The 24,211-nt window shown below is 62.5% G+C and carries 20 protein-coding genes; 1 reads left to right on the forward strand and 19 read right to left on the reverse strand.

Going from position 1 to position 24,211, the window contains the following annotated elements:
- Positions 1 to 34 precede the first annotated feature (34 nt).
- Complete coding sequence (secA, locus tag NCT03_RS12070) at positions 35 to 2,848, reverse strand: preprotein translocase subunit SecA (RefSeq protein WP_250465707.1); 2,814 nt, start codon at positions 2,846 to 2,848, stop codon at positions 35 to 37.
- A gap of 288 nt (positions 2,849 to 3,136) precedes the next feature.
- Between secA and NCT03_RS12075 the strand changes: the two genes are divergently transcribed.
- Positions 3,137 to 3,631 (forward strand): DciA family protein, encoded by a 495-nt coding sequence (locus tag NCT03_RS12075; protein WP_250465709.1) that lies wholly within the window; start codon positions 3,137 to 3,139, stop codon positions 3,629 to 3,631.
- A 50-nt stretch (positions 3,632 to 3,681) separates the two neighbouring features.
- On the opposite strand, the gene lpxC is transcribed toward NCT03_RS12075, so the two are convergent.
- The 18 genes from lpxC to coq7 all read right to left on the reverse strand — a co-directional run bounded on the left by lpxC (position 3,682) and on the right by coq7 (position 24,191).
- The gene (lpxC, locus tag NCT03_RS12080) at positions 3,682 to 4,599 is read right to left on the reverse strand and encodes a UDP-3-O-acyl-N-acetylglucosamine deacetylase (protein ID WP_250492735.1); all 918 of its coding nucleotides are present in this window, start codon (positions 4,597 to 4,599) and stop codon (positions 3,682 to 3,684) included.
- A 266-nt stretch (positions 4,600 to 4,865) separates the two neighbouring features.
- Positions 4,866 to 5,369: a peroxiredoxin gene (locus NCT03_RS12085; RefSeq protein WP_244826297.1), complete on the reverse strand. Its 504-nt coding sequence runs from the start codon at positions 5,367 to 5,369 to the stop codon at positions 4,866 to 4,868.
- A 282-nt stretch (positions 5,370 to 5,651) separates the two neighbouring features.
- Positions 5,652 to 6,854: a cell division protein FtsZ gene (gene ftsZ / locus NCT03_RS12090; RefSeq protein ID WP_244826298.1), complete on the reverse strand. Its 1,203-nt coding sequence runs from the start codon at positions 6,852 to 6,854 to the stop codon at positions 5,652 to 5,654.
- 144 nt (positions 6,855 to 6,998) lie between these two features.
- Positions 6,999 to 8,231: a cell division protein FtsA gene (gene ftsA / locus NCT03_RS12095; RefSeq protein ID WP_244826299.1), complete on the reverse strand. Its 1,233-nt coding sequence runs from the start codon at positions 8,229 to 8,231 to the stop codon at positions 6,999 to 7,001.
- Between the two features lie 26 nt (positions 8,232 to 8,257).
- Complete coding sequence (locus tag NCT03_RS12100; protein ID WP_244826300.1) at positions 8,258 to 9,010, reverse strand: cell division protein FtsQ/DivIB; 753 nt, start codon at positions 9,008 to 9,010, stop codon at positions 8,258 to 8,260.
- A gap of 30 nt (positions 9,011 to 9,040) precedes the next feature.
- Positions 9,041 to 9,982 (reverse strand): D-alanine--D-alanine ligase, encoded by a 942-nt coding sequence (locus NCT03_RS12105; RefSeq protein WP_244828120.1) that lies wholly within the window; start codon positions 9,980 to 9,982, stop codon positions 9,041 to 9,043.
- 26 nt (positions 9,983 to 10,008) lie between these two features.
- Positions 10,009 to 11,400, reverse strand: coding sequence for a UDP-N-acetylmuramate--L-alanine ligase (gene murC / locus NCT03_RS12110; RefSeq protein ID WP_250492736.1), 1,392 nt, complete (start codon positions 11,398 to 11,400; stop codon positions 10,009 to 10,011).
- Positions 11,401 to 11,403: 3 nt separating this feature from the next.
- Positions 11,404 to 12,537 carry an undecaprenyldiphospho-muramoylpentapeptide beta-N-acetylglucosaminyltransferase gene (gene murG, locus NCT03_RS12115; RefSeq protein WP_250465713.1) on the reverse strand — a complete coding sequence of 378 codons (1,134 nt, stop codon included), beginning with the start codon at positions 12,535 to 12,537 and terminating at the stop codon, positions 11,404 to 11,406.
- Positions 12,534 to 13,832, reverse strand: a complete 1,299-nt coding sequence (gene ftsW / locus NCT03_RS12120; protein ID WP_244826303.1) for a putative lipid II flippase FtsW — start codon at positions 13,830 to 13,832, stop codon at positions 12,534 to 12,536. Before ftsW ends, murG begins: the two co-directional genes overlap by 4 nt.
- Positions 13,829 to 15,340 carry a UDP-N-acetylmuramoyl-L-alanine--D-glutamate ligase gene (murD, locus tag NCT03_RS12125; protein ID WP_250465714.1) on the reverse strand — a complete coding sequence of 504 codons (1,512 nt, stop codon included), beginning with the start codon at positions 15,338 to 15,340 and terminating at the stop codon, positions 13,829 to 13,831. The genes ftsW and murD overlap by 4 nt, the downstream gene beginning before the upstream one ends.
- 66 nt (positions 15,341 to 15,406) lie before the next feature.
- Positions 15,407 to 16,576: a phospho-N-acetylmuramoyl-pentapeptide-transferase gene (gene mraY, locus NCT03_RS12130; protein ID WP_250465716.1), complete on the reverse strand. Its 1,170-nt coding sequence runs from the start codon at positions 16,574 to 16,576 to the stop codon at positions 15,407 to 15,409.
- A gap of 20 nt (positions 16,577 to 16,596) precedes the next feature.
- Positions 16,597 to 18,027 carry a UDP-N-acetylmuramoyl-tripeptide--D-alanyl-D-alanine ligase gene (locus NCT03_RS12135; RefSeq protein ID WP_250465718.1) on the reverse strand — a complete coding sequence of 477 codons (1,431 nt, stop codon included), beginning with the start codon at positions 18,025 to 18,027 and terminating at the stop codon, positions 16,597 to 16,599.
- On the reverse strand, positions 18,024 to 19,550 hold the full coding sequence (locus NCT03_RS12140; RefSeq protein WP_250465720.1) for a UDP-N-acetylmuramoyl-L-alanyl-D-glutamate--2,6-diaminopimelate ligase: 1,527 nt from the start codon (positions 19,548 to 19,550) through the stop codon (positions 18,024 to 18,026). Before NCT03_RS12140 ends, NCT03_RS12135 begins: the two co-directional genes overlap by 4 nt.
- Positions 19,547 to 21,415 (reverse strand): peptidoglycan D,D-transpeptidase FtsI family protein, encoded by a 1,869-nt coding sequence (locus NCT03_RS12145; protein ID WP_250465722.1) that lies wholly within the window; start codon positions 21,413 to 21,415, stop codon positions 19,547 to 19,549. Before NCT03_RS12145 ends, NCT03_RS12140 begins: the two co-directional genes overlap by 4 nt.
- Positions 21,412 to 21,756: a cell division protein FtsL gene (gene ftsL / locus NCT03_RS12150; RefSeq protein WP_244826309.1), complete on the reverse strand. Its 345-nt coding sequence runs from the start codon at positions 21,754 to 21,756 to the stop codon at positions 21,412 to 21,414. Before ftsL ends, NCT03_RS12145 begins: the two co-directional genes overlap by 4 nt.
- Positions 21,753 to 22,706 (reverse strand): 16S rRNA (cytosine(1402)-N(4))-methyltransferase RsmH, encoded by a 954-nt coding sequence (gene rsmH, locus NCT03_RS12155; RefSeq protein WP_244826310.1) that lies wholly within the window; start codon positions 22,704 to 22,706, stop codon positions 21,753 to 21,755. Before rsmH ends, ftsL begins: the two co-directional genes overlap by 4 nt.
- A gap of 15 nt (positions 22,707 to 22,721) precedes the next feature.
- Positions 22,722 to 23,150, reverse strand: a complete 429-nt coding sequence (gene mraZ, locus NCT03_RS12160; RefSeq protein WP_250465724.1) for a division/cell wall cluster transcriptional repressor MraZ — start codon at positions 23,148 to 23,150, stop codon at positions 22,722 to 22,724.
- A gap of 384 nt (positions 23,151 to 23,534) precedes the next feature.
- A complete protein-coding gene (gene coq7 / locus NCT03_RS12165; protein ID WP_250465726.1) occupies positions 23,535 to 24,191 on the reverse strand; it encodes a 2-polyprenyl-3-methyl-6-methoxy-1,4-benzoquinone monooxygenase in 657 nt (218 codons plus the stop codon).
- Positions 24,192 to 24,211: the final 20 nt, after the last annotated feature.

Raw genomic sequence — 24,211 nt, forward strand, 5'->3', positions numbered from 1 at the left:
TGCGTCGCTTGGTCCGTTTCGTCTGAGCAGCCTATTAAGCCAGCTTGCCGTGACAGTTTTTGTACTTCTTCCCGCTGCCGCACGGGCACGGGTCGTTGCGGCCGACCTTCGGCAGATCGTCGGCTGAACGTGTGACGACGCTGACGTCGTCGCCTGCGGACATAGCCTGATTGACCATCTGCGCGGCGGCGGATGCCGCCACCGCGGCGGGCGCGGGCGCTGCCGCCGGCGCGTTGAAGTCCGCGTGCGTGAACGACACGTTCTCCAGATGGCTGCCGCGCTCTTCGTACTGTTCGGCGGCTTCTTCGAGCTGCTCCGGCGACTGGATCTGCACGTTCATCACGACGCGCGTGACTTCCTGCTTGACCTCGTCGAGCATGGCCGCGAAGAGTTCGAACGCCTCGCGCTTGTATTCCTGCTTCGGGTTCTTCTGCGCATAGCCGCGCAGATGGATGCCCTGACGCAGATGATCGAGCGCGGCCAGATGTTCGCGCCAGCGGCTGTCGAGCGTCTGCAGCATGATCGAGCGTTCGAACGCGCTGAATGAATCGCGGCCGACCATGGCGACCTTCGCCTCGTACGCTTCGTCGGCGGCGGCGAGCACGGCTTCGTTGATTTCCTCGGCGTCGATGGAGTTCGACTCGTTGATCATCTCCTGCACGGCGAGATCGAGCGACCAGTCATTGCGCAGCACTTCTTCGAGCTCGGGCGCGTCCCACTGTTCCTCGATACTGCCCGCCGGCACGAAGTTGCGCACCAGGTCGCCGATCACGCTCTGACGCATGGCCGCGATGGTTTCCTGCACGTCCGTCGCTTCCAGCAACTCGTTGCGCTGCTGATAGATCACCTTGCGCTGATCGTTGGAGACGTCGTCGTATTCGAGCAGTTGCTTCCGGATGTCGAAGTTGCGCGCTTCCACCTTGCGCTGCGCCCCTTCGATCGACCGCGTGACCATGCCCGCTTCGATCGGCTCGCCTTCCGGCATCTTCAGGCGGTCCATGATCGCGCGCACGCGGTCGCCCGCGAAAATGCGCAGAAGCGGATCATCCAGCGAAAGATAGAAGCGCGACGAACCCGGATCGCCCTGACGGCCCGCGCGGCCGCGCAACTGGTTGTCGATACGGCGCGATTCATGCCGCTCGGTCCCGATGATATGCAGGCCGCCCGCTTCCTTCACGGTGTCATGCAGCATCTGCCATTCGTCGTGCAGCTTCTGAATCAGCCGGGCCTTTTCGCCTTCGGCAATCGAAAGATCCGCCTCGATGAACGAAGCCTGCTTCTCGACATTGCCGCCAAGCACGATGTCCGTGCCGCGACCGGCCATGTTGGTCGCAATGGTCACGGCGCTCGGACGCCCCGCTTCCGCGACGATGGCCGCTTCGCGCGCGTGCTGCTTCGCGTTCAGCACTTCGTGGCGAATGCCTGCCTGAGTGAGCAAGCCGGAGAGCAATTCCGACGCTTCGATGGACGTCGTGCCGACGAGCGTTGGCTGACCGCGTTCGACGCACTCGCGAATGTCGCGGATGACGGCGTCGTAACGTTCCTTCGATGTCTTGTAGATCTGATCCTGCTTGTCGACACGCTTCGGCGCCCGGTTGGTCGGGATCACGACCGTTTCCAGACCGTAGATTTCCTGGAACTCGTAGGCTTCCGTGTCAGCCGTGCCGGTCATGCCGGACAGCTTGGAATACATGCGGAAATAGTTTTGCAGCGTGATGGAAGCGAGCGTCTGGTTTTCGCTCTGGATCTGCACGTGCTCCTTGGCTTCCACTGCCTGATGCAGACCGTCCGACCAGCGGCGGCCCGTCATCATGCGGCCCGTGAATTCGTCGACAATAACGACCTCGCTGCCCTGCACGACATAGTGCTGATCGCGGAAGAACAGCGTGTGCGCGCGCAAAGCGGCGTACACGTGGTGCATCAAGGTGATGTTCTGCGGCGCGTAGAGACTTTCGCCCTCGCCGATCAAACCCCATTCGGCAAGCAGACGCTCCGCCTTTTCATGGCCCGATTCGGTGAGGAACACTTGACGCGCTTTCTCGTCGAGCGTGTAGTCGCCCGGCTTTTCGACGCCCGTGCCGTCCGCCTTCTCCTCGCCGATCTGCTGTTCGAGCAGCGGCGGGAGCGCATTCATGCGCACGTAGAGGTCGGTGTGATCTTCGGCCTGACCGGAAATGATGAGCGGCGTACGCGCTTCGTCGATGAGGATCGAATCCACTTCATCGACGATGGCGAAGTTGAGCGGCCGCTGCACGCGCGCGTTGGTCTCGTAGACCATGTTGTCGCGCAGATAGTCGAAGCCGAATTCGTTGTTCGTGCCGTAAGTGATGTCCGCCGCGTAGGCTTCCTGCTTCTGGCCGTGTTCCATTTGCGACAGATTCACGCCGCACGAAAGACCCAGGAAGTTGTAGAGACGCGCCATCCATTCGGCGTCGCGTTGCGCGAGGTAGTCGTTCACCGTCACGACGTGCACGCCGCGGCCCGACAGCGCGTTCAGATACGCGGCGAGTGTGGCGACGAGCGTCTTGCCTTCGCCCGTGCGCATTTCCGCGATCTTGCCGTAATGCAGCACCATGCCGCCGATCAACTGGACGTCGAAGTGGCGCATTTTCAGGACGCGCCGACTCGCTTCGCGACAGACCGCGAATGCCTCGGGCAGAAGCACGTCGAGCGATTCGCCGCTCGCGACGCGCTGGCGGAACTCGTCCGTCTTCGCGCGTAGCTGATCGTCCGTGTATTTCTCGACGGTCGGCTCGAGGGCGTTGATCGCCACAACGGTCTTTTGGTACTGCTTGACCAGCCGCTGATTGCGGCTGCCAAAAATCTTCTGAAGGAAACCGGTGGTCATCGGATCAGTGTCTGCGTCGCGGCTTCGGATGGGCGCATGTTGCTTGCTGCGTCCGAGTTCGGAGAACCCCGGCGACTTAAGTCCATTGGGTGAAATCGAATCGGGAATTTTAGCACGCGAGTTTGGCAGACCTTACGTCCGCGTGGGCTCGCGCGCGTCGGGGGAACGCGACAGTCAACCGTTTGAAAGTTTGTTCCGGCGCGGTTGCCGAATAAGGCTTGCGCGTCGGGGAAGCGCGCGGGCGCGCGTTACAATCGAACCATTGCGTCGGGCGTTCTCAAGCCAAAAATGAGCCGTTTTTCTACAAATTCAAGATCTGGACCGCAGCGGTTCGATCCGCGCAAGCCGCAGGCGCTGGCCGATGTCCTCGATCGCACCGATGCCTTTCGCGCATTGCGGGCGGGCGTCGAGCAAGTGGCGGCGCTGCAGCGCGATCTGAGCACGCTCCTGCCGGATTATCTCGCGGCCAATGTCGAGCCCGGTTTCATCAAGGATGGCGTGCTAGCGCTTTTCGCCGCGCATAACGCGCTCGCGGCGCGGCTGCGCCATATCGAGCCCACTTTGCTCGCCGATTTGCAGCAACGCGGCTGGGCGGTCAACTCGCTGAGAGTGCGCGTGCGTCCGCAATCGATGCAGGACGCGGTGCCGCCCAAGCAAGCGCGGATGTCGGCGGCGGGTGCATCGGCGCTGCACGAGCTTGCCGAGATGCTCGCGCCTTCGCCGCTGCAGGAAGCGCTCGCGAAAATGGCCGCGCGTCATCAAGGCAAAGGCAAAAAAAAATGAGCGATGCTTTCGCACCGCTCATTCGCTTGAAACTCGCTGCCTGAAGTGACTCAGGCAAATGCCGTCTGCGTGTCGAAACTGAAACCGCGCGGCGCCTTCTGAATGTCCTCGAACGTGACCATTTCGTAAGCGTCTTCGTTTGCGAGCAATTCGCGCAAAAGCATGTTGTTCATGGCGTGGCCGCCCTTGTACGCTTTGTATGACGCGAGCAGGGGATGCCCCACGACATACAGGTCGCCAATGGCGTCCAGCATCTTGTGCTTCACGAATTCGTCGTCGTAGCGCAAGCCGTCGTTATTCAGGATGCGGTACTCGTCGAGCACGATCGCGTTGTCCATGCTGCCGCCGCGTGCGAGACCGAGTTCGCGCATCATTTCAACTTCGTGCGCAAAGCCGAACGTACGAGCACGCGCGATTTCACGCACATATGACGTAGTTGCGAAATCCACTTCTAACGCCTGACCGGTCTTGTCGACGGCCGGGTGACGGAAGTTGATGGTAAAGCTCAGTTTGAAGCCGAAATACGGGTCGAGGCGCGCGAATTTATCGCCGTCGCGCACTTCGACGGGCTTCGTCACCTTGATGAATTTCTTCGGTGCGTTCTGCTCTTCGATACCCGCCGATTGAATCAGAAACACGAACGAAGCCGCGCTGCCGTCCATGATCGGGATTTCCTCGGCCGTTACATCGACATACAGATTGTCGATACCGAGTCCCGCGCATGCCGACATCAAGTGCTCGACGGTGGAAACGCGCGCGCCGTCCTTCTGCAACACGGACGCCAGACGCGTGTCGCCGACGGACATCGCGGACGCAGGAATGTCGACCGGTTGCGGCAGGTCGATACGCGAGAACACGATGCCCGTGCCAGCCGGTGCGGGCTTGAGCGTCAGTTCGACCTTTCGGCCGGAATGGAGCCCGATCCCCACGGTCTTGACTACGGTCTTGATTGTTCGCTGCTTCAACATGATTTTCTTCTTCCGATATGAATTCCCAATAAAGAGAATTAATCGCACTATATAAGCTAATAGGCCGAAGTATACTCCATCCAGTGCACGTCGTCGCGCTCCGGGAGGTTTCAAGTGTTTCCCGGTGTTACCTGCCGATGACAGATTTAATGAAGTGGAACGGGCCGATGGCCGGAATGGAGGCATTTCCGGTCATCGGCCCCAAGTTGCGGCTGTTTGAGAGTGCGTCTGCGGCGTTGTACAGAGACAACGCGACGCCGCTTCACTCAGCGCAACGTCGCCAGGATGCTTTGAGCGTCGCTGACTTCGAACTTGCCGGGCGCTTCGACATTGAGCGTCTTGACCACGCCATTGTCGATCACCATCGCGTAGCGCTGGGAACGAATTCCCATGCCGCGCTCGGTCAAATCCTGATCCAGTCCGAGTGCCTGGGCAAAACGCGCACTGCCGTCCGCGATCATCTTCACCTTGCCCGCGGTTTGAAGATCGCGTCCCCACGCGTTCATGACGAACGCGTCGTTGACGGAAACGCACCAGACTTCGTCGATACCCTCAGCGGAAAACTCCTCCGCCGCCTCGACGTAGCCGGGCACGTGTCTGGCGGAACACGTCGGCGTGAACGCGCCCGGCAATCCGAAGATCACCACGCGCTTGCCAGCGGTCCGCTCGCGCGCCGAGAACCCGTTCGGTCCCACGGCGCAGCCTTCGCTCGGCTCCTCGATGAACTCGAAGAGACGCACATCCGGCAACGTTTCACCCACTTTGATCATGCTCGGTCCTTCCCTCGTCAGTGCCCGCACATTCCGGCGAAGTGCATCGTCCCGCGCTTGACGCTTTATCGCGAAGTTCGACGACACCGGCTTCATCTGCACAGTGGCAAATTCGTGGAGAGCGCCTGGCCACGGCCTGGCGTCCGATTCGATACGTCCTCGAACGCGGCCTTGGACAGTCGCCCCACGTGAAGCCTGCATTGTCGCGCTTCTCGATTCAGCGCGCGTGATAACGGGTGCTACGGCTTCGCTCGTCGCCATGATTCGGCGATGAGGCCCGTCTTAGTCCGCTTGCTTGCGTAGGAACGCCGGGATGTCGTAAGTGTCGACGCCCTTTTCCTGCAATGCCTGCACATGCGATGCCGCCGTTTCCCGCGTCGAACGCCACACTGCCGGCGTGTCCAGCTGACCGTAATCCGTCGGCTGACCATGCTGCGGCGAATACGTGTTGTGCGTTGCGTGCGCATGCGCGACCGGCTGATTGTCGGTGCCCGTGCGCAGGAGGGTCATTGGCGCTTGCTGCTGCTTCTTCGCCGCGCGGCCCAGGCCCGTTGCCACCACCGTCACGCGCAGGGCGTCGCCCATTGCGTCGTCGTACACCGCGCCGAAGATCACGGTTGCGTCGTCGGCCGCGTAGCTCTTGATGGTATTCATCACTTCACGCGTTTCCGACAAACGCAGCGAACGGCTCGACGTGATATTCACGAGCACGCCGCGCGCACCCGACAAGTCCACGCCTTCGAGCAACGGGCTCGCCACGGCCTGTTCCGCCGCGAGACGTGCGCGATCGACGCCGGCGACTGTCGCCGTGCCCATCATCGCTTTGCCTTGCTCGCCCATCACGGTCTTCACATCTTCGAAGTCGACGTTCACGAGACCATCGACGTTGATGATTTCCGCGATGCCCGCGACAGCGTTGTTCAGCACGTCATCCGCGCACTGGAAGCACTTGTCCATTTCGGCGTCGTCGCCCATCACGTCGAACAGCTTGTCGTTCAACACGACGATGAGCGAGTCGACGTGATCTTCCAACTGCTGCGAGCCGGCTTCCGCCACGCGCATGCGGCGGCCGCCTTCGAACTCGAACGGCTTGCTCACGACGCCGACGGTCAGAATGCCCATTTCCTTCGCGATCTGCGCGACCACCGGCGCCGCGCCCGTCCCCGTGCCGCCACCCATGCCCGCGGTGATGAACACCATGTGCGCGCCACGCAATGCATCGGCGATACGCTCGCGCGCGTCTTCCGCCGCTTCCTTACCCTTGTCCGGCTTGGCGCCCGCACCGAGACCGGTCATGCCCAATTGCAGAACCGCCGGCGCGCGTGAGCGAGCCAGTGCCTGCGCGTCGGTATTCATCACGATGAAGTCGACGCCTTGTACACCTCTGTTGATCATGTGCTGCACGGCGTTGCCACCCGCACCTCCGACACCGACCACCTTGATGATCGTTCCGTTGGTTTCCGTTTCCAGCATTTCGAAATCCATGTTGCCTCCGTCAAGAATGAAGATCGGCGTTATTCGGCGAGAGATCGGGCAACCCCTCACCGCGCGCCAGCCGCCGGTACTGGCACGAATTATATTCAGCGTCTGCTGCTTTTTCTTTCGTGCTACTTATGTTTCTTATTCGATTCAGAAGTTTCCGAGAAACCAGTCTTTCATGCGCGTGAAGACCTGGCCCATCGATCCGTTCTGTACCGCGACCTTGCGGCCGCGCATGCGTTGCGAGCGTCCTTCGGCAAGCAGACCCATGGCCGTCGAATAGCGCGGATTGCGCACGACGTCTGCAAGGCCGCCCGCGTATTCCGGCACGCCGATACGCACTGGCTTCAGGAAAATGTCTTCGCCGAGTTCGACCATGCCGGGCATCATCGCCGCGCCGCCGGTCAGGACGACGCCGCTCGACAGCAATTCTTCGTAGCCGGATTCGCGCACGACCTGCTGCACCAGTGAGAACAGTTCCTCGACACGCGGCTCGACCACTGCTGCGAGCGCCTGACGCGACAGCGTGCGCGGACCGCGTTCGCCGAGACCCGGCACTTCGATCATCTCGTCGGGATCGGCGAGCGCCTGCTTCGCGATGCCGTAGCTCACCTTGATGTCTTCCGCGTCCGGCGTCGGCGTGCGCAGCGCCATCGCGACGTCGCTCGTGATTTGATCGCCGGCGATGGGAATCACGGCCGTGTGACGGATCGCGCCTTCGCTGAAGATGGCGATGTCCGTCGTGCCGCCGCCGATATCGACGAGCACTACGCCCAGTTCCTTCTCGTCTTCCGTCAACACCGCCAGCGACGAGGCGAGCGGCTGAAGAATGAGGTCGTTCACTTCGAGCCCGCAGCGGCGCACGCACTTCACGATGTTCTGCGCCGCGCTCACCGCGCCCGTCACGATATGCACCTTTACTTCGAGCCGGATACCGCTCATGCCGATAGGCTCGCGCACGTCTTCCTGACCGTCGATGATGAATTCCTGCGTGAGGATATGCAGCACCTGCTGATCGGTCGGGATGTTGATGGCCTTGGCCGTTTCGATCACGCGGGCGACGTCCGTCTGCGTGACTTCCTTGTCCTTGATCGCCACCATGCCGCTCGAATTGAAGCTGCGGATATGGCTTCCCGCAATGCCCGTGAAGACATTCGTGATCTTGCAATCCGCCATCAGCTCGGCTTCCTCGAGCGCGCGCTGAATGGATTGCACCGTGGCCTCGATGTTGACCACGACGCCCTTCTTCAACCCCTTCGAGTCGCTCTGACCGAGTCCGATCACCTCGTAGTGGCCCTCGCCTTTCAGTTCGGCGACGATCGCGACCACCTTCGACGTTCCAATGTCGAGGGAAACCAGCAGGTCTTTGTAGTCTTTGCTCATAGCGTGCTCATGCCCGTTTTGTCTGCTTACTTCTTGGCCTTGTCGGTGTCATTGATGAAACGCATTCCAGCTGCTCGTATCGCGAAGCCATTCGGGTAACGCAAATCCGCGTATTCGATGTCGTTGCCCCAACGCCCCGTCACCGACGGCCACGACGCGACGAAGCGCCGGCTGCGTTCGAGCAATGTGTCTTCGTTGCGCTCGCGGCCCAGTTCGAGCTGCGTGCCGTTCGAGAGCTTGACCGTCCACGCGAATCGCGGCGACAGCGTCACTTCCTCCGGCTGCGCGTCGAGCGGCGCGAACCACTTCTGAAAATCGTGATACCGGGCGACCACTTCCTTCGCCGTGCCCTCGGGACCGTCGAACGCGGGCAGGTCGTCGTCGAGTTCGCCCTGGTTCGCCGTGAAGAGTTCACCGTCCACGCTCACCAACTGGTCGTTGCCCCAGGTGCCGAGCGGCTTGTATTCCTCGAGTGTCACTGCGAGCGCATTCGGCCAGACGCGCCGCACGCTTGCATGACGCACCCACGGCATCTGCTCGAACGCGGCGCGGGCCGTATCGAGATCGACCGTGAAGAAATTGCCCTTCAGATGCCCCACCACGCTCGCGCGCACCGTCGGCGTGTTGATGTGCGCCGTGTCGCCGTCGATCTGGATACCGCGCAGACGAAACTCGGGACGCTGTATCGCCCAGATGCCCGCGGCGGCCAGCAGCATAAGCACGAGCATCAAGTGCAGCGCGCTGGCGGCGAGGTTCATTTGGCGAACGTTGTTCCACATGGTTCGTTTGCTTGTGTCCTGTGCGAATGTTTAGTCTTCGAGCGTCAACGACAACACCTTCACAACCAGATCCTTGTAGCTGATGCCGACCGCGCGCGCCGCTTTCGGCGGCAACGAGTGGTCCGTCATGCCCGGCGCCGTGTTGACTTCGAGAAAGTACGGATTGCCGTCGAGGTCAAGCATGAAGTCGGCGCGGCCCCAGTCCGTGCAGCCGAGCATGTCGAAGGCGCGCTGCGTCAGTTGCTTCATGCGCGCTTCCTCCGCTTCGGTCAGGCCGCAGGGAATCAGGTACTGGGTGTCGTCGGCGACGTACTTCGCGTGATAGTCGTAAAACTCGCCCGCCGGCACGATCTTGATGACCGGTAAATCCAGATTGCCGGCGATACAGCACGTGAACTCGCCGCCGCCTTCGATGCTCTTCTCCACGATCACGATCTTGTCGTACTTCGCGGCTTCTTCGAGCGCGGGCGCGAGCGTTTCCGCGCTCTTCACCTTGATGACAGCGACGCTCGAGCCTTCCGTCGCCGGCTTCACGAAAAGCGGCAAGCCGAGCTTCGCAATGATCTCGTGCGTGCGCGCGTCGTAGTCTTCACCGCGATACACGGTCTCGAACGGCGGCGTGGGAATGCCGGTCTGCTGCCACACGAGCTTGGTGCGCAGCTTGTCCATGCCGAGCGCCGAACCGAGCACGCCGCTGCCCGTATAACGGATGCCGTAAAAGTCCAGCGCGCCCTGCAACTGGCCGTTCTCTCCATAGCCGCCATGCAGCGCGATAAACACGCGCTCGAAACCTTCCGCCTTCAAGTCCGAGAGCGGACGCTCCGCCGGATCGAACGGATGCGCGTCGATGCCCGCTTCGCGCAAACCTTCGAGCACGAGCCGTCCCGAGTTGAGCGAGACTTCGCGCTCGGCCGAGTTACCGCCAAGCAGCACGGCGACCTTGCCGAAGACCTTGGGATCGAGTTGATTCACGTTGCTTTTGGTTGCGTCTTTCATGTTCAGTTCTGGCTCAGCGCGAGCCGCCCGCATACACCGCCGATGGAACCCGCGCCCATGGTGATCACCACGTCGCCGTTGCGCGCAAGCGTCGTCACGGCATCGGGTACTTCGTCCACGGTTTCGACGAACACCGGTTCGACCTTGCCCGCCACGCGGATGGCGCGCGCGAGCGCACGGCCGTCGGCGGCGACGATGGGCGCTTCGCCCGCGGCGTAGACATCGGTGAGCACGAGGGCATCGACGGTGGACAGCACCTTCACGAAATCCTCGAAGCAGTCGCGCGTGCGCGTGTAACGATGCGGCTGGAACGCGAGCACGAGCCGGCGATCCGGGAACGCGCCGCGCGCCGCCGCGATGGTCGCGGCCATCTCGACCGGGTGATGACCGTAGTCGTCTATCAGCGTGTACGCGCCTTCGTTGTCGTTCGCCTTCACTTCGCCATAACGCTGGAAGCGTCGGCCCACGCCGTTGAACTCGGCGAGCGCACGCTGGATATCGGCATCCGCGACTTCGAGTTCGGTCGCAATGGCAATGGCGGCGAGCGCGTTCTGCACGTTGTGCGTGCCCGGCAGATTCAGTTCGATATCGAGCGGCGGCGCGTCTTCGCGCAGCGTCGTGAACTTCATGCGGCCGCCGCGCGCTTCGACGTTCACCGCGCGCACTTGCGCTTCGGCGCCGAGACCGTAGCGGATGATCGGCTTCGACACGAACGGCAGGATTTCGCGCACGTTCGGGTCGTCCACGCACAACACGGCAATGCCATAGAACGGCAGGCGATGCGTGAATTCGATGAACGCCTGCTTCAGCCGCGCGAAGTCGTGGCCGTAGGTGTCCATGTGATCGGCGTCGATGTTCGTGATGACTTCGATCACGGGAAAGAGGTTGAGGAACGACGCGTCCGACTCGTCCGCTTCCGCGACGATGAAGTCGCCCGTGCCGAGCCGCGCATTCGCGCCCGCGCTGATCAGCCGGCCGCCAATGACGAAAGTCGGATCGAGTCCGCCTGCCGCCAGCACACTTGCGACGAGCGACGTGGTCGTGGTCTTGCCGTGCGTGCCGGCAATGGCGATGCCCTGCTTCAGGCGCATGAGTTCCGCGAGCATGACCGCGCGCGGCACGATAGGCACGCGACGATGACGCGCGGCCAGCACTTCCGGATTGTCTTGCCGCACGGCCGTGGATACGACGACCGCGTTCGCGCCTTCAATGTTCTGTTCGTTATGCCCGATAGCCACGCGCGCGCCGAGCATCTTGAGGCGCTCGGTGATTGCGTTGTTCGACAGGTCCGAACCGCTGACCTGATAACCGAGATTGAGCAGCACCTCGGCGATGCCGCTCATCCCGACTCCGCCAATGCCGACGAAGTGAATGTGTTTGACGATATGTTTCATGACTTAATGTGCCTCTCGAGCTTGCGCGTGGGTACGCGCACCGGCCACGTCGGCGCAAACCTTCGCGACCCGTTCGGTCGCGTCCGGTTTCGCCAGCGCGCGCGAACGCTCGGCCATTGCCGTGAGCGTTTCGCGCGACTGCATACGCAACCAGCCGGCGAGCCTTTCCGCCGACAAATCGCGTTGTTGTATCAATTCCGCCGCGCCGTTCCTGGCGAGGAACGCGCCGTTGGTCGTCTGGTGATCGTCGACGGCGAACGGGAACGGCACGAACAGCGCCGCTACGCCGACCGCCGCGATCTCGGAGACGGTCATCGCGCCTGAACGGCAGATCACGAGATCGGCTGCCGCATAAGCGCTTGCCATGTCTTCGATGAACGGCACAAGTCGCAAGTCGCCGCCACGCGAAAAACCTGCCGCGGCGTAATTCGCTTCGAGCGCTTCGATATGCTTCGCGCCTGCCTGATGCACGATGCGCGGACGTTCTTCGTCGCTCAACAGGGCAAGCGCCTTCGGCACCGTTTCGTTGAGCGCAGCCGCGCCGAGACTGCCGCCGACCACGAGCACGTTCAACCGGCCCGAACGCGCGGCATAGCGTTCTTTAGGTGGCAATGTGCGCGTTAGTTCCGCACGAATGGGATTACCCGTCCATTCGGCATTGGGCAGCGCGTTTGGAAAAGCGACGAGCACGCGCTTCGCAAGATGCGCGAGCACCTTGTTCGCGAGTCCCGCGATGGAATTCTGTTCGTGCAGCACGAGCGGGCAGCCGGCGAGTCTCGTCATCACGCCCGCCGGGAACGTGATGTAGCCGCCCATGCCGAGCACGACATCCGGCTTCACCTGACGCAGCACGCGCAGACTCTGCGAACACGCGCGCAAGAGATTCACGGGCAACATGAACTTGGTCTTGATGCCCTTGCCGCGCACGCCGCCGAAGCGCACGGACTCCATCGGAATACCGTGCTTCGGGACGAGCGTCGCTTCCATGCCGCTCGCATTGCCGAGCCACACCACGCGCCAGCCCTGTGCCTGCATCCAGTGCGCGACCGCGAGACCGGGGAACACGTGGCCCCCGGTGCCGCCCGCCATGACCATCAGCGTGCGTGCGTTCGCAGTGGATGAGCCTTGCACGGTCATACCTTGCCTCCGCGCATCAGCACCCGGTTTTCATAATCGACCCGCAGCAGTACCGCGAGCGCGACGCAGTTCAAAAGAATGCCCGAGCCGCCGTAGCTTACGAGCGGCAACGTGAGACCCTTGGTCGGCAGAAGACCGAGATTCACGCCCATGTTGATGAAGGTCTGCGCGCCGAACCAGATGCCCACGCCCTTGGCCATCAGACCGGCGAAGGTGCGATCGAGTGCGAGTGCCTGACGGCCGATCTCGAATGCGCGGCGCACGATCCAGTAAAACAACAGGATCACGCAGATCACGCCGACGAAGCCGAGCTCTTCACCGATCACCGCGAGGATGAAGTCGGTATGCGCTTCCGGCAGATAGTTGAGCTTCTCGACGCTGCCGCCGAGGCCCACGCCGAACCATTCGCCGCGTCCGAATGCGATGAGCGAGTGCGTGAGCTGATAAGCCTTGCCTTGCGCGTAACGGTCGTCCCACGGATCGAGGTAAGCGAAGATTCGCTCACGACGCCAAGGCGATGCCCACACGAGCAAGGTGAAGGTGCCGACCGCCGTCGCCACCAGGCCGCCGAACAGCTTGCCGTTGACGCCGCCGAGGAACAGCACGCCCATGGCGATAGCCGCGATCACCATGAACGCGCCCATGTCCGGTTCGAGCAGCAAGAGCGCGCCGACTGCGCCGACCGCGACCGCCATCGGCAAAAAGCCCTTGCCGAAGCTGTGCATGAACTCTTGCTTGCGCACGGTGTAGTTCGCGGCGTAGATGGTCACCGCGAGCTTCATGATTTCCGACGGCTGCATGTTCGTGATGCCAAGCGGAATCCAGCGGCGCGCGCCGTTCACGCCCTTGCCCACATGCGGCACCAGCACGATGACGAGCAGCACGAGCGCCACGAGAAAGAGCTTCGGCGCGTACTTGTCCCAGGTCTTGATGGGAATCTTGAACGCGATGACCGCGCCGACGAGCGCCGTTGCTATCGAGATCAGATGGCGCACGAGGAAGTGATAGTCGCGATACTGCGCGTACTTCGGCGAATCGGGCATGGCGATCGAAGCCGAATACACCATCACGATGCCAAGGCCGAGCAGCGAGATCATCACCCACAAAAGCGAGTAGTCGTAGTCGAGCATGCGCGAGCGCGCCGGACGCACGCCGTTGACCGCGCTCGAAATGCCGCCCGCGGTTTCGGGACGTCCGACGCGCACCGAAGCGCCCGCGCGACCCGCAAGCGAATCCTGCGGAACCGCGTTGCGCTGGCCAGTCAATTTCGATCCAAAGCGTTCCGACCAGCTCATAGCATGACTCCCCGCGCGGCGGCAATTTCTTCGACCGCGCCGCGAAATACGTCGGCGCGATGTGCATAGTTTTTGAACATGTCGAGGCTCGCGCAGGCGGGCGAGAGCAGGACGGCATCGCCCGGTTGCGCGAGGCGCGCGGCGGATTGCGTCGCGGCTTCGAGCGTGGCGTGATCTTCGAGCGCGACGCCGGTGGCTTCGAGCGTTTCGCGAATGCGCGGCGCGTCGCGGCCGATCAGCATGACGGCGCGCGCCCAGCGTGCGACCGGTGCTTCGAGCGGCGAGAAATCCTGGCCCTTGCCGTCACCGCCCGCGATCAGCACGATGCGTTGCGCGAGACCGTCGAGCGCGGCGACCGTGGCGCCGACGTTGGTGCCCTTGCTGTCATCGACGTAATCGACGCCTTCGATCTGCGCGATCACTTCGACGCGATGCGGCTCGCCGTGATATTCGCGCAAGCCGTGCAGCAAGGCGGCGAGCGGCAGATCGACCGCACGTGCGAGCGCCAGCGCCGCCAGCGCGTTGGCGGCGTTATGCAGACCGCGAATGCGCAGCGCGTCGGCGGGCATGAGGCGCTTGCTCACCACGTTCGGCGCGGCGGCTTCCTGCTTGCGACGACGCGAGCTGACCGGTTCGTCGGCGGCGTCCTGATCCACGCCTTGCGCGAGCCAGACCATGCCGTTCTCGCGCAAAAGCCCGTAGTCGCCCACGTTGACCGGCTCGTCCAGACCGAAGCTCACCACGCGATTCGCCGCGACGTTCTTCGCGAGCGCCATGGTGCGGGCGTCGTCGCGGTTCAGCACGCGCGTCGTGCGCGCGCCGAAAATGCGGCCTTTCGCGGCGGCGTAGGCGTCGAGACCGCCGTGCCAGTCGAGATGATCCTGCGTGATGTTCAGCACGGCGGCGGCGTCCGGCGCGAAGGTGTGCGCGGTTTCGAGCTGGAAACTCGACAGTTCGAGCACCCAGACGTCGGGCAGCGCGGTTTGATTGATGGCTTCCGTGAGCTTGTCGAGCATGGCCGGGCTGATGTTGCCCGCGACCGCCACGCGCTTGCCCGCGCGTTCGCACAGGAGGCCCGTGAGCGCGGTCGTCGTGGTTTTGCCGTTCGTGCCCGTGATGGCGATCACCTTCGGCTGATAGCCGTCCATACCGAGCTTGGCCAGCGCCTGCGCAAACAATTCGAGTTCGCCCCACACAGGAATGCCGCGTGCTTTAGCAGCAGCGATCAGCGGCGCGAGGTCCGGCGCGAGCGGCGAAAGTCCCGGGCTGATGGCGACGATCTCGATACCGCCATCGAGCAATTCAGTCGAGAACGGGCCGCCGACGAAGTCCGCATCGATCTGATGGATGGCGAGCTCGGAAAGATTGGGCGGCAGTTCGCGCGTGTCGGCGATGCGCAGGCGGCAGCCGTGCCTGGCGCACCAGCGCGCCATCGCGAGACCCGATTCACCGAGTCCCAGCACAAGCACCATCGGACTTTGCCGATCCACAAACTTCTCGCCAAACATCGCTTTACCTTTGACCTGAAACGAAAATTCAAGAAACCTTCGAGCGTCGCACCATCGACACGAAAATCACCGCAGCTTCAACGTCGACAAACCAAGCAGACACAGCATCAACGTGATGATCCAGAAGCGCACCACCACTTGCGTCTCGGTCCAGCCGGACAGTTCGTAATGGTGATGCAGCGGCGCCATCTTGAAGAAGCGGCGGCCCTCGCCATAACGGCGCTTCGTGAACTTGAACCAGAAGACTTGCAACATGACCGAAAGCGTTTCGGCCACGAAAATGCCACCCATGATGAACAGCACGATCTCCTGACGCACGATCACGGCAATGGTGCCGAGCGCGCCGCCGAGCGCGAGCGCGCCGACATCGCCCATGAACACTTGCGCCGGGTGCGTGTTGTACCAGAGGAAGGCGAGACCGGCGCCTCCCATGGCCGAACAGAAGATCAGCAATTCGCCCGCGCCGGGAATATGCGGGAACAGCAGGTACTTCGAATACACGGAGCTACCCATGACATAAGCGAACGCGCCAAGCGACGCGCCCACCAGCACCACGGGCATGATGACCAGGCCGTCGAGGCCGTCGGTGAGATTCACCGCGTTGCTGGCGCCGACGATCACCAAGTACGTCAGCGCGATGAAGCCCCATACGCCGAGCGGATAGCTGATCGCCTTGATGAACGGCAGCATCAAGTCGGCACGCGCTGGCAGACCCATGGAAAGACCGCTGCGCACCCACGCCATGAAGAGATCGAACACGCGCGCGTTGTTCGCTTCGGACACGCTGAAGGCGAGGTACACCGCAGCGAAGAGACCGATGACCGACTGCCAGAAATACTTCTCGCGCGACGACATACCGCGCGGGTCCTTGTACACGACCTTGCGATAGTCATCCACCCAGCCGATCACGCCGAAGCCGAAGGTCACGAGCATCACGATCCACACGAAGCGGTTGGTGAGGTCGGCCCACAACAGCGTCGAAATGGCGATACCAATGAGGATAAGCACGCCGCCCATGGTCGGCGTGCCGGACTTGACGAGGTGCGATTGCGGGCCGTCACGGCGCACGGCCTGACCGACTTTCAACGCGGTCAGTTTGCGGATCACCCACGGACCGCAGACGAGCCCGATCAGGAGCGCCGTCGCCGTGGCGCCCACTGCGCGGAACGTGATGTAGGTAAACACGCGCATGAAGCTGGCGTCATTCTGGAGCCATTGCGCGAGTGCGAGTAGCATGCTGGTCCTTCTCTTTCAGTTCAGTGTGCCGCGGGCGTGGTGCCCACGACGGGTGGTTGTGGACTTGTCACGGCGTCCACCACGCGCTCCATCTTCATGAAGCGCGAGCCTTTCGCGAGATACGTGGCGCCGGGTCCGAAGCCGGCTTGTTGCACTGCTCGAATCAGGGCGGCGACATCGTTGAAATGCGCGCCGGCCTGCTTCGATGCCGCAGCGTTGAATGCGTTCACGGAATCGACGCTCGCGTCGCCCAACGCGAAGAGCGCGTCGATTCCGCGTTGTGCCGCATAAGCGCCGACTTCGCGATGGAACGCTGGACCTTCTTCGCCTACTTCGCCCATGTCGCCCATGACGAGCACGCGCGGCGATGCTTGCGATGCAAGCACGTCGATGGCCGCGCGCATGGAGTCGGGGTTGGAGTTGTACGTGTCGTCGATCACGGTGGCGCCGGAAAGCGCGCCAAGCACCGCGCGCTTCACTTGCAGACGTCCCTTGACCGGCTGAAATGCTTCGAGACCGCGCTTGACGGCATCGAGCGATACGCCTGCAGCCAGTGCCGCCGCCGTTGCGGCCAATGCGTTGCGCGCGTTGTGATCGCCAAGCACGGCAAGCGCGATGTCGATCTCGCCTTGCGGCGAGCGAACGTGCACCGTCGTGCCGTCGAGCGTGCCGGTGACGGCCGCCTTCGCTGCGTCCTCGCTCAATGCGAAGTCCATGATCGGATTGCCGGTCGCGGCCACGCGCCAGATGCTCGCGTAGTGATCGTCGGCGGGAAACACGGCCGTGCCGGTTTCGCCGAGCGCGTGAATGACCGATGCATGTTCGAGCGCGACGGCTTCCACCGTTGCCATGAATTCCTGATGCTCGCGTTGCGCGTTGTTCACCACGGCGACGGTCGGCGCGGCGATCTTGCCGAGCACGCTCGTTTCGCCGGGATGATTCATGCCGAGTTCGACGACCGCGAGCTTGTGCGCCGCGTTCAGGCGAAACAACGTGAGCGGCAAACCGATGTCGTTGTTGAAGTTGCCGGCCGTGGCGAGCCGCGCATCTTCGCCGACCGCGGCCGCGAAGATCGACGAGATCATTTCCTTGACCGTGGTCTTGCCGTTGCTGCCGGTAACGGCGACGAGCGGCATGGCAAAGCGCTCACGCCAGCCGTGTGCCAGCGCACCGAGCCCGATGCGCGTGTCCTTTACCTTGATGACTGGCAGCGGCCAGGCATTCCCGGATGATGGCTCGCGCGAAACGAGCGCCGCCGACGCACCGCCCTTTGCAACCTGATCGAGAAAGTCGTGCGCATCGAAACGATCGCCCTTCACCGCTACGAAGAGATCGCCGGCCTGAACCGCGCGGCTGTCGGTGACGATGCGTTCGATCGCGAGGTTTTCATCGCCCTGCAAAACGGCGCCGGGAATGAGCGCTGCGGCTTCGCGCAAGGTGAACATGGTCATTCGCCACCTCCGCGCTGCTGCGTGGCACGTGCGGCAAGCGCGAGGCGTGCGTGGTCCTGATCCGAGAAAGCGCGTTTCTTGCCCATGATTTCCTGCGTGGCTTCGTGGCCCTTTCCGGCCAGCACGACGACGTCTTCGCGCGCCGCAGCGCGAATCGCCTGCAAGATCGCGCTTGCGCGATCTTCGATACGGCGCGCTTTCCTGGCGTCCTTCATGCCGCCCGCGATCTGGTCGATGATCGCTTGCGGGTCTTCGCTGCGCGGGTTGTCGCTCGTGATGACGATCTGATCGGCAAGGCGCTCGGCAATCGCGCCCATGAGCGGGCGCTTGGTCGCGTCGCGGTCGCCGCCGCATCCGAACATGCAGACGAGTTCGCCGCCACGCGCAGTTGCAATTGGACGCAAGGCGGCGAGTGTCTTGTCGAGCGCGTCGGGCGTATGCGCGTAGTCGATCACGACGAGCGGCTCATCGCTTTGCGGCCGTCCGCCGAGCCGCTCCATGCGGCCGTTCACCGATTCGAGTTTCGCGATGCGTGCAAGCGCGGTGTCGAACGGCACGCCGACTTCGAGCAGCACGCCGAGCACGGAAAGCAGATTACTGACGTTGAAGGCGCCGAGCGTGCCGACTTCCACGTCGGCTTCGCCCCAATCCGACGAAAGATGAAAAGCGGTGCCCGTTGCGGTGGCGCGCACGTTGGTCGCGAGCAAAAGCGCATCGGCGCTTGGCACGGCGTTCACGGGAATATCGACGCCGTATGCAATCGTGCGCACCTTGCCGCGCAGCGATTCGATCAAACGTTGTCCCGCCGCGTCGTCGCGATTGACGATTGCGGTCTTGAGCGTGGACCACGCGAAAAGACGCGCCTTGGCGGCTTCGTATGCGTCGAAAGTGCCGTGATAGTCGAGATGATCCTGCGTGAGGTTCGTGAAGATGGCCAGGTCGAAATCCGTGCCGTTCAGGCGCCCTTGATGCAGCGCATGCGACGAGACTTCCATCGCCACGCCCTCCGCGCCCTGCGTCTTGAGTTGCGCGAGATTGCGCTGAAGCTGTGCCGCGTCGGGCGTGGTGAAGCCGGTATGCACGAGCTTGCCCGGCATGCCTATACCCAACGTGCCGACGATTGCGCACGGCCGGCCGAGCGCGGTGAGCGCGGCGGCAATCCACTGACTGCACGAAGTCTTGCCATTGGTGCCGGTCACGCCAACGGTGAGCATCGACGCGGTCGGCTCGCCGTACCATGCAGCGGCAATCGGGCCGGCGAGTTCGTTGAGCTTTGCGACGGCGAGCGTCTTCGACGCATCCGGCTTGCCCGTGAAGTTTTCCGGCTGATACAGCGCCGCCACCGCGCCCGCTGCGAGCGCGGCATCCAGATAAGAACGGTTGTCCGCGCCATCGACGGCATAGGCCAGAAACACGTCGCCGCTCTTGAGTGAGCGCGTGTCGGCATGCAGGTTCGCCGAGGGTTGCGCATGTGCGCGCAGCCATTCGACCGCGTTCGATATCTGGCGGGCCTGCGCGCTCATCGCACGACTCCCGGATGCGTCTTCGTATTGCTCGACACTGCGTATTTCTTCGCGGCTATTGCGTTGTTGGCGTTGTTGGCGTTGTTCGCGGGCTGCTTCGCCGGCGGTTGCGTTGCGGAGTTCGAATCGTCGGTCACGACCATTTGCTTGACCGGCATGTCGGGCGGCACATTGAGCGCACGCAGCGTGTCGCCGGCGATGGCCGAGAAAACGGGACCCGAAACCTGGCCGCCGAAGTGACTGCCCGCCGTCGGTTCATCGACCGATACGGCCACGACGATGCGCGGATTCGGCATTGGCGCCATGCCGACGAACGACGCGCGATACTTCGAATGGTCGTAACCGCGACCCGCATGCTTGTACGCGGTGCCGCTCTTGCCGCCGACGCGATAGCCCGGCACCGCTGCATCCGGCGACGTGCCGCCCTTCGACACCACGGTTTCGAGCATGGCGCGCACTTCACGCGCGGTGGTCGGCGAAAACACTTGCTGACCCTGTGCCGGTTGATCGCCCGGCGTGCGGAAAATGGACACCGGCATGACCTGACCGTCGTGCGCAATCGCGGTATAAGCGCGTGCTAGCTGAAACAGCGAAGCAGACAAGCCGTAGCCATAAGACATGGTTGCCTGCTCGATGCGCCGCCAGCTCTTCCACGGCCGCAACCGTCCCGTCACCGCGCCAGGGAAACCAACCTTCGGCGCCTGACCGAGACCGAGGCTCGTGTACATGTTCCACATTTCTTCGGCGCGCAATTGCATCGCAATTTTGGTCGCGCCGATATTGCTCGATTTCTGAATCACTCCACCGACAGTGAGCGTGCCGAAACCTGAATCGTCCGTGATGCGCGCGCCGTCCAGCACGAACGTGCCGCCGCCCGTTTCGACGAGCGTATTCGGCGTCACGCGATGCAAATCCAGCGCGAGCGAAACGGTGAACGGCTTCATGATCGAGCCTGGCTCGAAAGTGTCCGTGAGAATGCGGTTGCGCAGCTGCTCGCCAGTCATGCGCGTGCGGTCGTTCGGGTTGTACGTGGGATAGTTGACGAGCGCGAGTACTTCGCCCGTTTTGGTGTCGATCACAATTGCAGCGCCAGCCTTCGCCTTCGACTTCTCGACCGCAGCCTTCAGATTCGTGTACGCGATGTACTGAATCTTGCTGTCGATCGAGAGTTCGACGTCCGTACCATTATGCGGCACGACCTGCTCGTCGACATCCTCGACGATATGACCCATGCGGTCCTTGATGACGCGACGCATGCCAGGCGTACCCGCGAGGACACCTTGGTCGCCGAGTTCGACGCCTTCTTGTCCCTTGTCTTCAATATTAGTAAAGCCGATCAGATGCGCAGTGATTTCGCCTTCCGGATAGAAGCGCTTGTATTCGCCGCGCGAATAGATGCCGGGAACGTCGAGCTCCGCGACCTTTTGCGCGACTTCGAGCGGCACCTGACGCTTCACGTAGACGAAGGTCTTGTCCATCGAGAGTTTCGCGCGCAGATCTTTCTGCGTCATGTCGAGCAACTTTGCGAGTTGCGCAAGCTTGTCCGCGCCGAGGTCGTTCGGCACGGCTTCGGGAATCGCCCAGATGGCCTTCACCGGCAGACTCGTGGCGAGCACGAGACCGTTACGGTCGCGAATCTGGCCGCGCGTGGCGGGCATTTCCAGCGTGCGTTGATAGCGGCTTTCGCCTTGCTTCTTGAAGAACGCGTTGCCCGGACCCTGGATCCAGAATGCCCGCCCGGCGAGCGCGACGAACGCCATGAACAACATGAACACGACCAGCTTCGAGCGCCACATGGGCAGACGCACGGCGAGGATCGGATTCGGCGTGTAGGCGACGTCCTTTTGTTTCGCGGATTTTTTCATCGTTTGGCTCCGCGTGCGGGCGGCGCCGACGCGGGCAGCGGCGGCGGCATGGGCGCGTCGGCGGCCTTGAAGGTCGCCGGGTCGTAGGTCAGGTATTGCGTGCGGCCGGTAGCGACGGGCTGCATCTTCAACGAGTTAGTAGCCAATTGCTCGATGCGCGAGGTCTTCGACAACGCGCTCTGCTGATACTGAAACTGCGCATAATCCTGCTGCAACTGACGCTCTTGCGACTGCGCCCTTTGCAATTCGATGAACACTTGCCGCTGCTTGTTGGTGGCGCTGACGACCGACAACGCGCACCCGAGCACGACGATCAACAGGAAGATGTTGAGGCGATTCATGGCGCGATCCGCTCCGCGATACGCATGACCGCGGACCGGGCGCGCGGGTTGGCGGCGACTTCAGCGTCGCTCGGAAACACGCGGCCCACGACCCGCAACGGCGGGCTGGGAAGATCGACCGCGCGGATCGGCAAGCGACGGTCCACGGCGGGCGCGCTGGCATGCGCCTGCATGAAACGCTTGACGATCCGGTCTTCGAGCGAATGAAAGCTGATCACGACCAGCCGCCCCCCTTGCTCCAACAACGAAAGTGCCGACTCAAGTACTACTTGCAGCTCCGCAAGCTCTTGATTGACGTGAATCCGTATAGCTTGAAAGGTGCGAGTTGCCGGGTCCTTGCCCTTCTCACGGGTTTTGACGACGTGACCCACGATTTCGGCAAGCTCGCTCGTGCTGTCGAGAGGCCCAAGACGCTCGGACTCTGCCCTGCGAGCAACAAGCGCCTTTGCAATCTGAAAAGCAAACCGTTCTTCCCCATAATCTCTGATCACCTCCGTGAGTTCCTGCACCGTTGCCCGCGCGAGCCACTCTGCCGCCGACTCCCCTCGAGTCGGGTCCATGCGCATGTCGAGCGGACCTTGCGCGCGAAAACTGAAGCCGCGCTCCGGGTCGTCCACTTGTGGCGACGACACGCCCAGGTCCAGCAACACGCCCGACACTCGCCCCATCCCACGCTCGCTCGCCGTATCGCGCAGGGCAGCGAAACTGTCATGCACGATCGAAAAGCGTGAGTCTTGTATCTGTTGCGCCGTGGCGATTGCGAGCGGGTCTTTGTCGAAGGCGACGAGCCGCCCCGCTTCGCCCAGCCGATCCAGAATGCCCCGGCTATGTCCGCCGCGCCCGAAAGTGCCATCTATATAGATGCCGTCCGCGCGCGTGATCAGCCCGTCAATTGCTTCGTTTAGCAGCACCGTGCGATGCTGCAGTTCATTTCTCATCGCAGGTGCCATGTTTTTAGCGCCGCGTCAGAAAGTGAAATTCTTCAGCGCGTCGGGCATGCCCTGCGCCATCGCCGCGGCTTCCTTCGCCGCATAGGTCTGCGAGTCCCATAATTCGAAGTGCACGCCCATGCCGAGCAGGGTCACTTCTTTTTCAAGCGATGCGGCAGAGCGCAGTTCGGGCGAGACCAATACGCGGCCGGCGCCGTCCATTTCCACATCCATTGCGTTGCCGAGAAAGATGCGCCGCCACCACATGGCTTCCATGGGAAGCGCGGCGACTTTGGCGCGAAAGACTTCCCACTCCGGGCGAGGAAACAGCAACAGGCATCCATCCGGGCTCTTCGTGAGCGTCACCCGGCCTTCTGCCTGCCCTTGCAGCGCTTCCCGATAGCGAGACGGAACCGACATCCGTCCTTTCGCATCGAGCGTCAGCGCCGACGCTCCCTGGAACACTCGCCCTTCTCCCTGTGCTGACGCCCCCGTTGGCGCCCGTCTTTTTGCGAAGTAGCCTTAAAGTGACTCCGAAATCACACAAAAGACCACTTTCTGACACTGTCTCCCACTTTAGTGGAAGGCATTTCCTCGGTCAAGACGCGAAACTTTTTTTCGAGTAGTTTTTGCCCGTTAGAACAAGGACTTAGCGCAGGAGCTTAAAGTAGCACAAAGTAGAAAAGCGTTATAAATTATAGAGCTAGTGGACGATGTGAAAGTGTTACGTGAATTTGACCGACAAAATGAATGAAATGTAACCGTTCTTATAGGCGGATTTGCCGCCTCCGCGCACGCGCAAACGGTAATTTGGTCGATGGAGCAGGCCATCGACCATAAGACTGCCGTCTAAATATAGTAAGCGGTGCGGGTCATGATCTTCGATGCTGCGCGCATCAACGCTCGCACGGGGAACGGAACCTCACCACCGCCCGCTCCGATAGCCGCGGCAGCATGTGCGGCTTCGTCCTGCCGCATCTGCTCGACGATCGCGCGCGACGCGTGATCGTTTTGCGGCAGCGTCTTCATGTGGCCATCGAGATGTTGCTCCACCTGACGCTCGGTTTCAGCCATGAAACCCAGGCTCGCGCGATCGCCGAGGCGTCCGGCTGCAAAGCCGATGGCCAGTGCGCCTGCGTACCACAACGGATTGAGCAGGCTCGGGCGCGAATCGAGATCGCGAAGGCGCTTGGACGTCCACGCGAGATGGTCTTCTTCCTCACGCGCGGCGTGTTCGAAGCTCGCCTTCAGCTGCGGGCTATTGGTCGCCAGCTTCTGGGCCTGATAAAGCGCCTGCGCGCAGACTTCGCCGACATGGTTCACGCGCATCAGACCAGCGGCGTGCGACCGCTCCTTCTCATCGAGCGCGGGTTCGTCGATGCCCGGAGGGCTCATCTCCGACTGACCGAGCGCGTTCGGCTCCGGAACCGGCCGCGACATGCGGCTGATACCCGCCATGGAACGCAGGCCGCGGTCGAATTCGCTGATGACTTCGTCTAGCGTCATGGTTTTTCTCCCTCATCTCG

The organism is Caballeronia sp. GAWG1-1, assembly GCF_023631465.1.
In the GTDB taxonomy this organism is placed as follows: domain Bacteria; phylum Pseudomonadota; class Gammaproteobacteria; order Burkholderiales; family Burkholderiaceae; genus Caballeronia.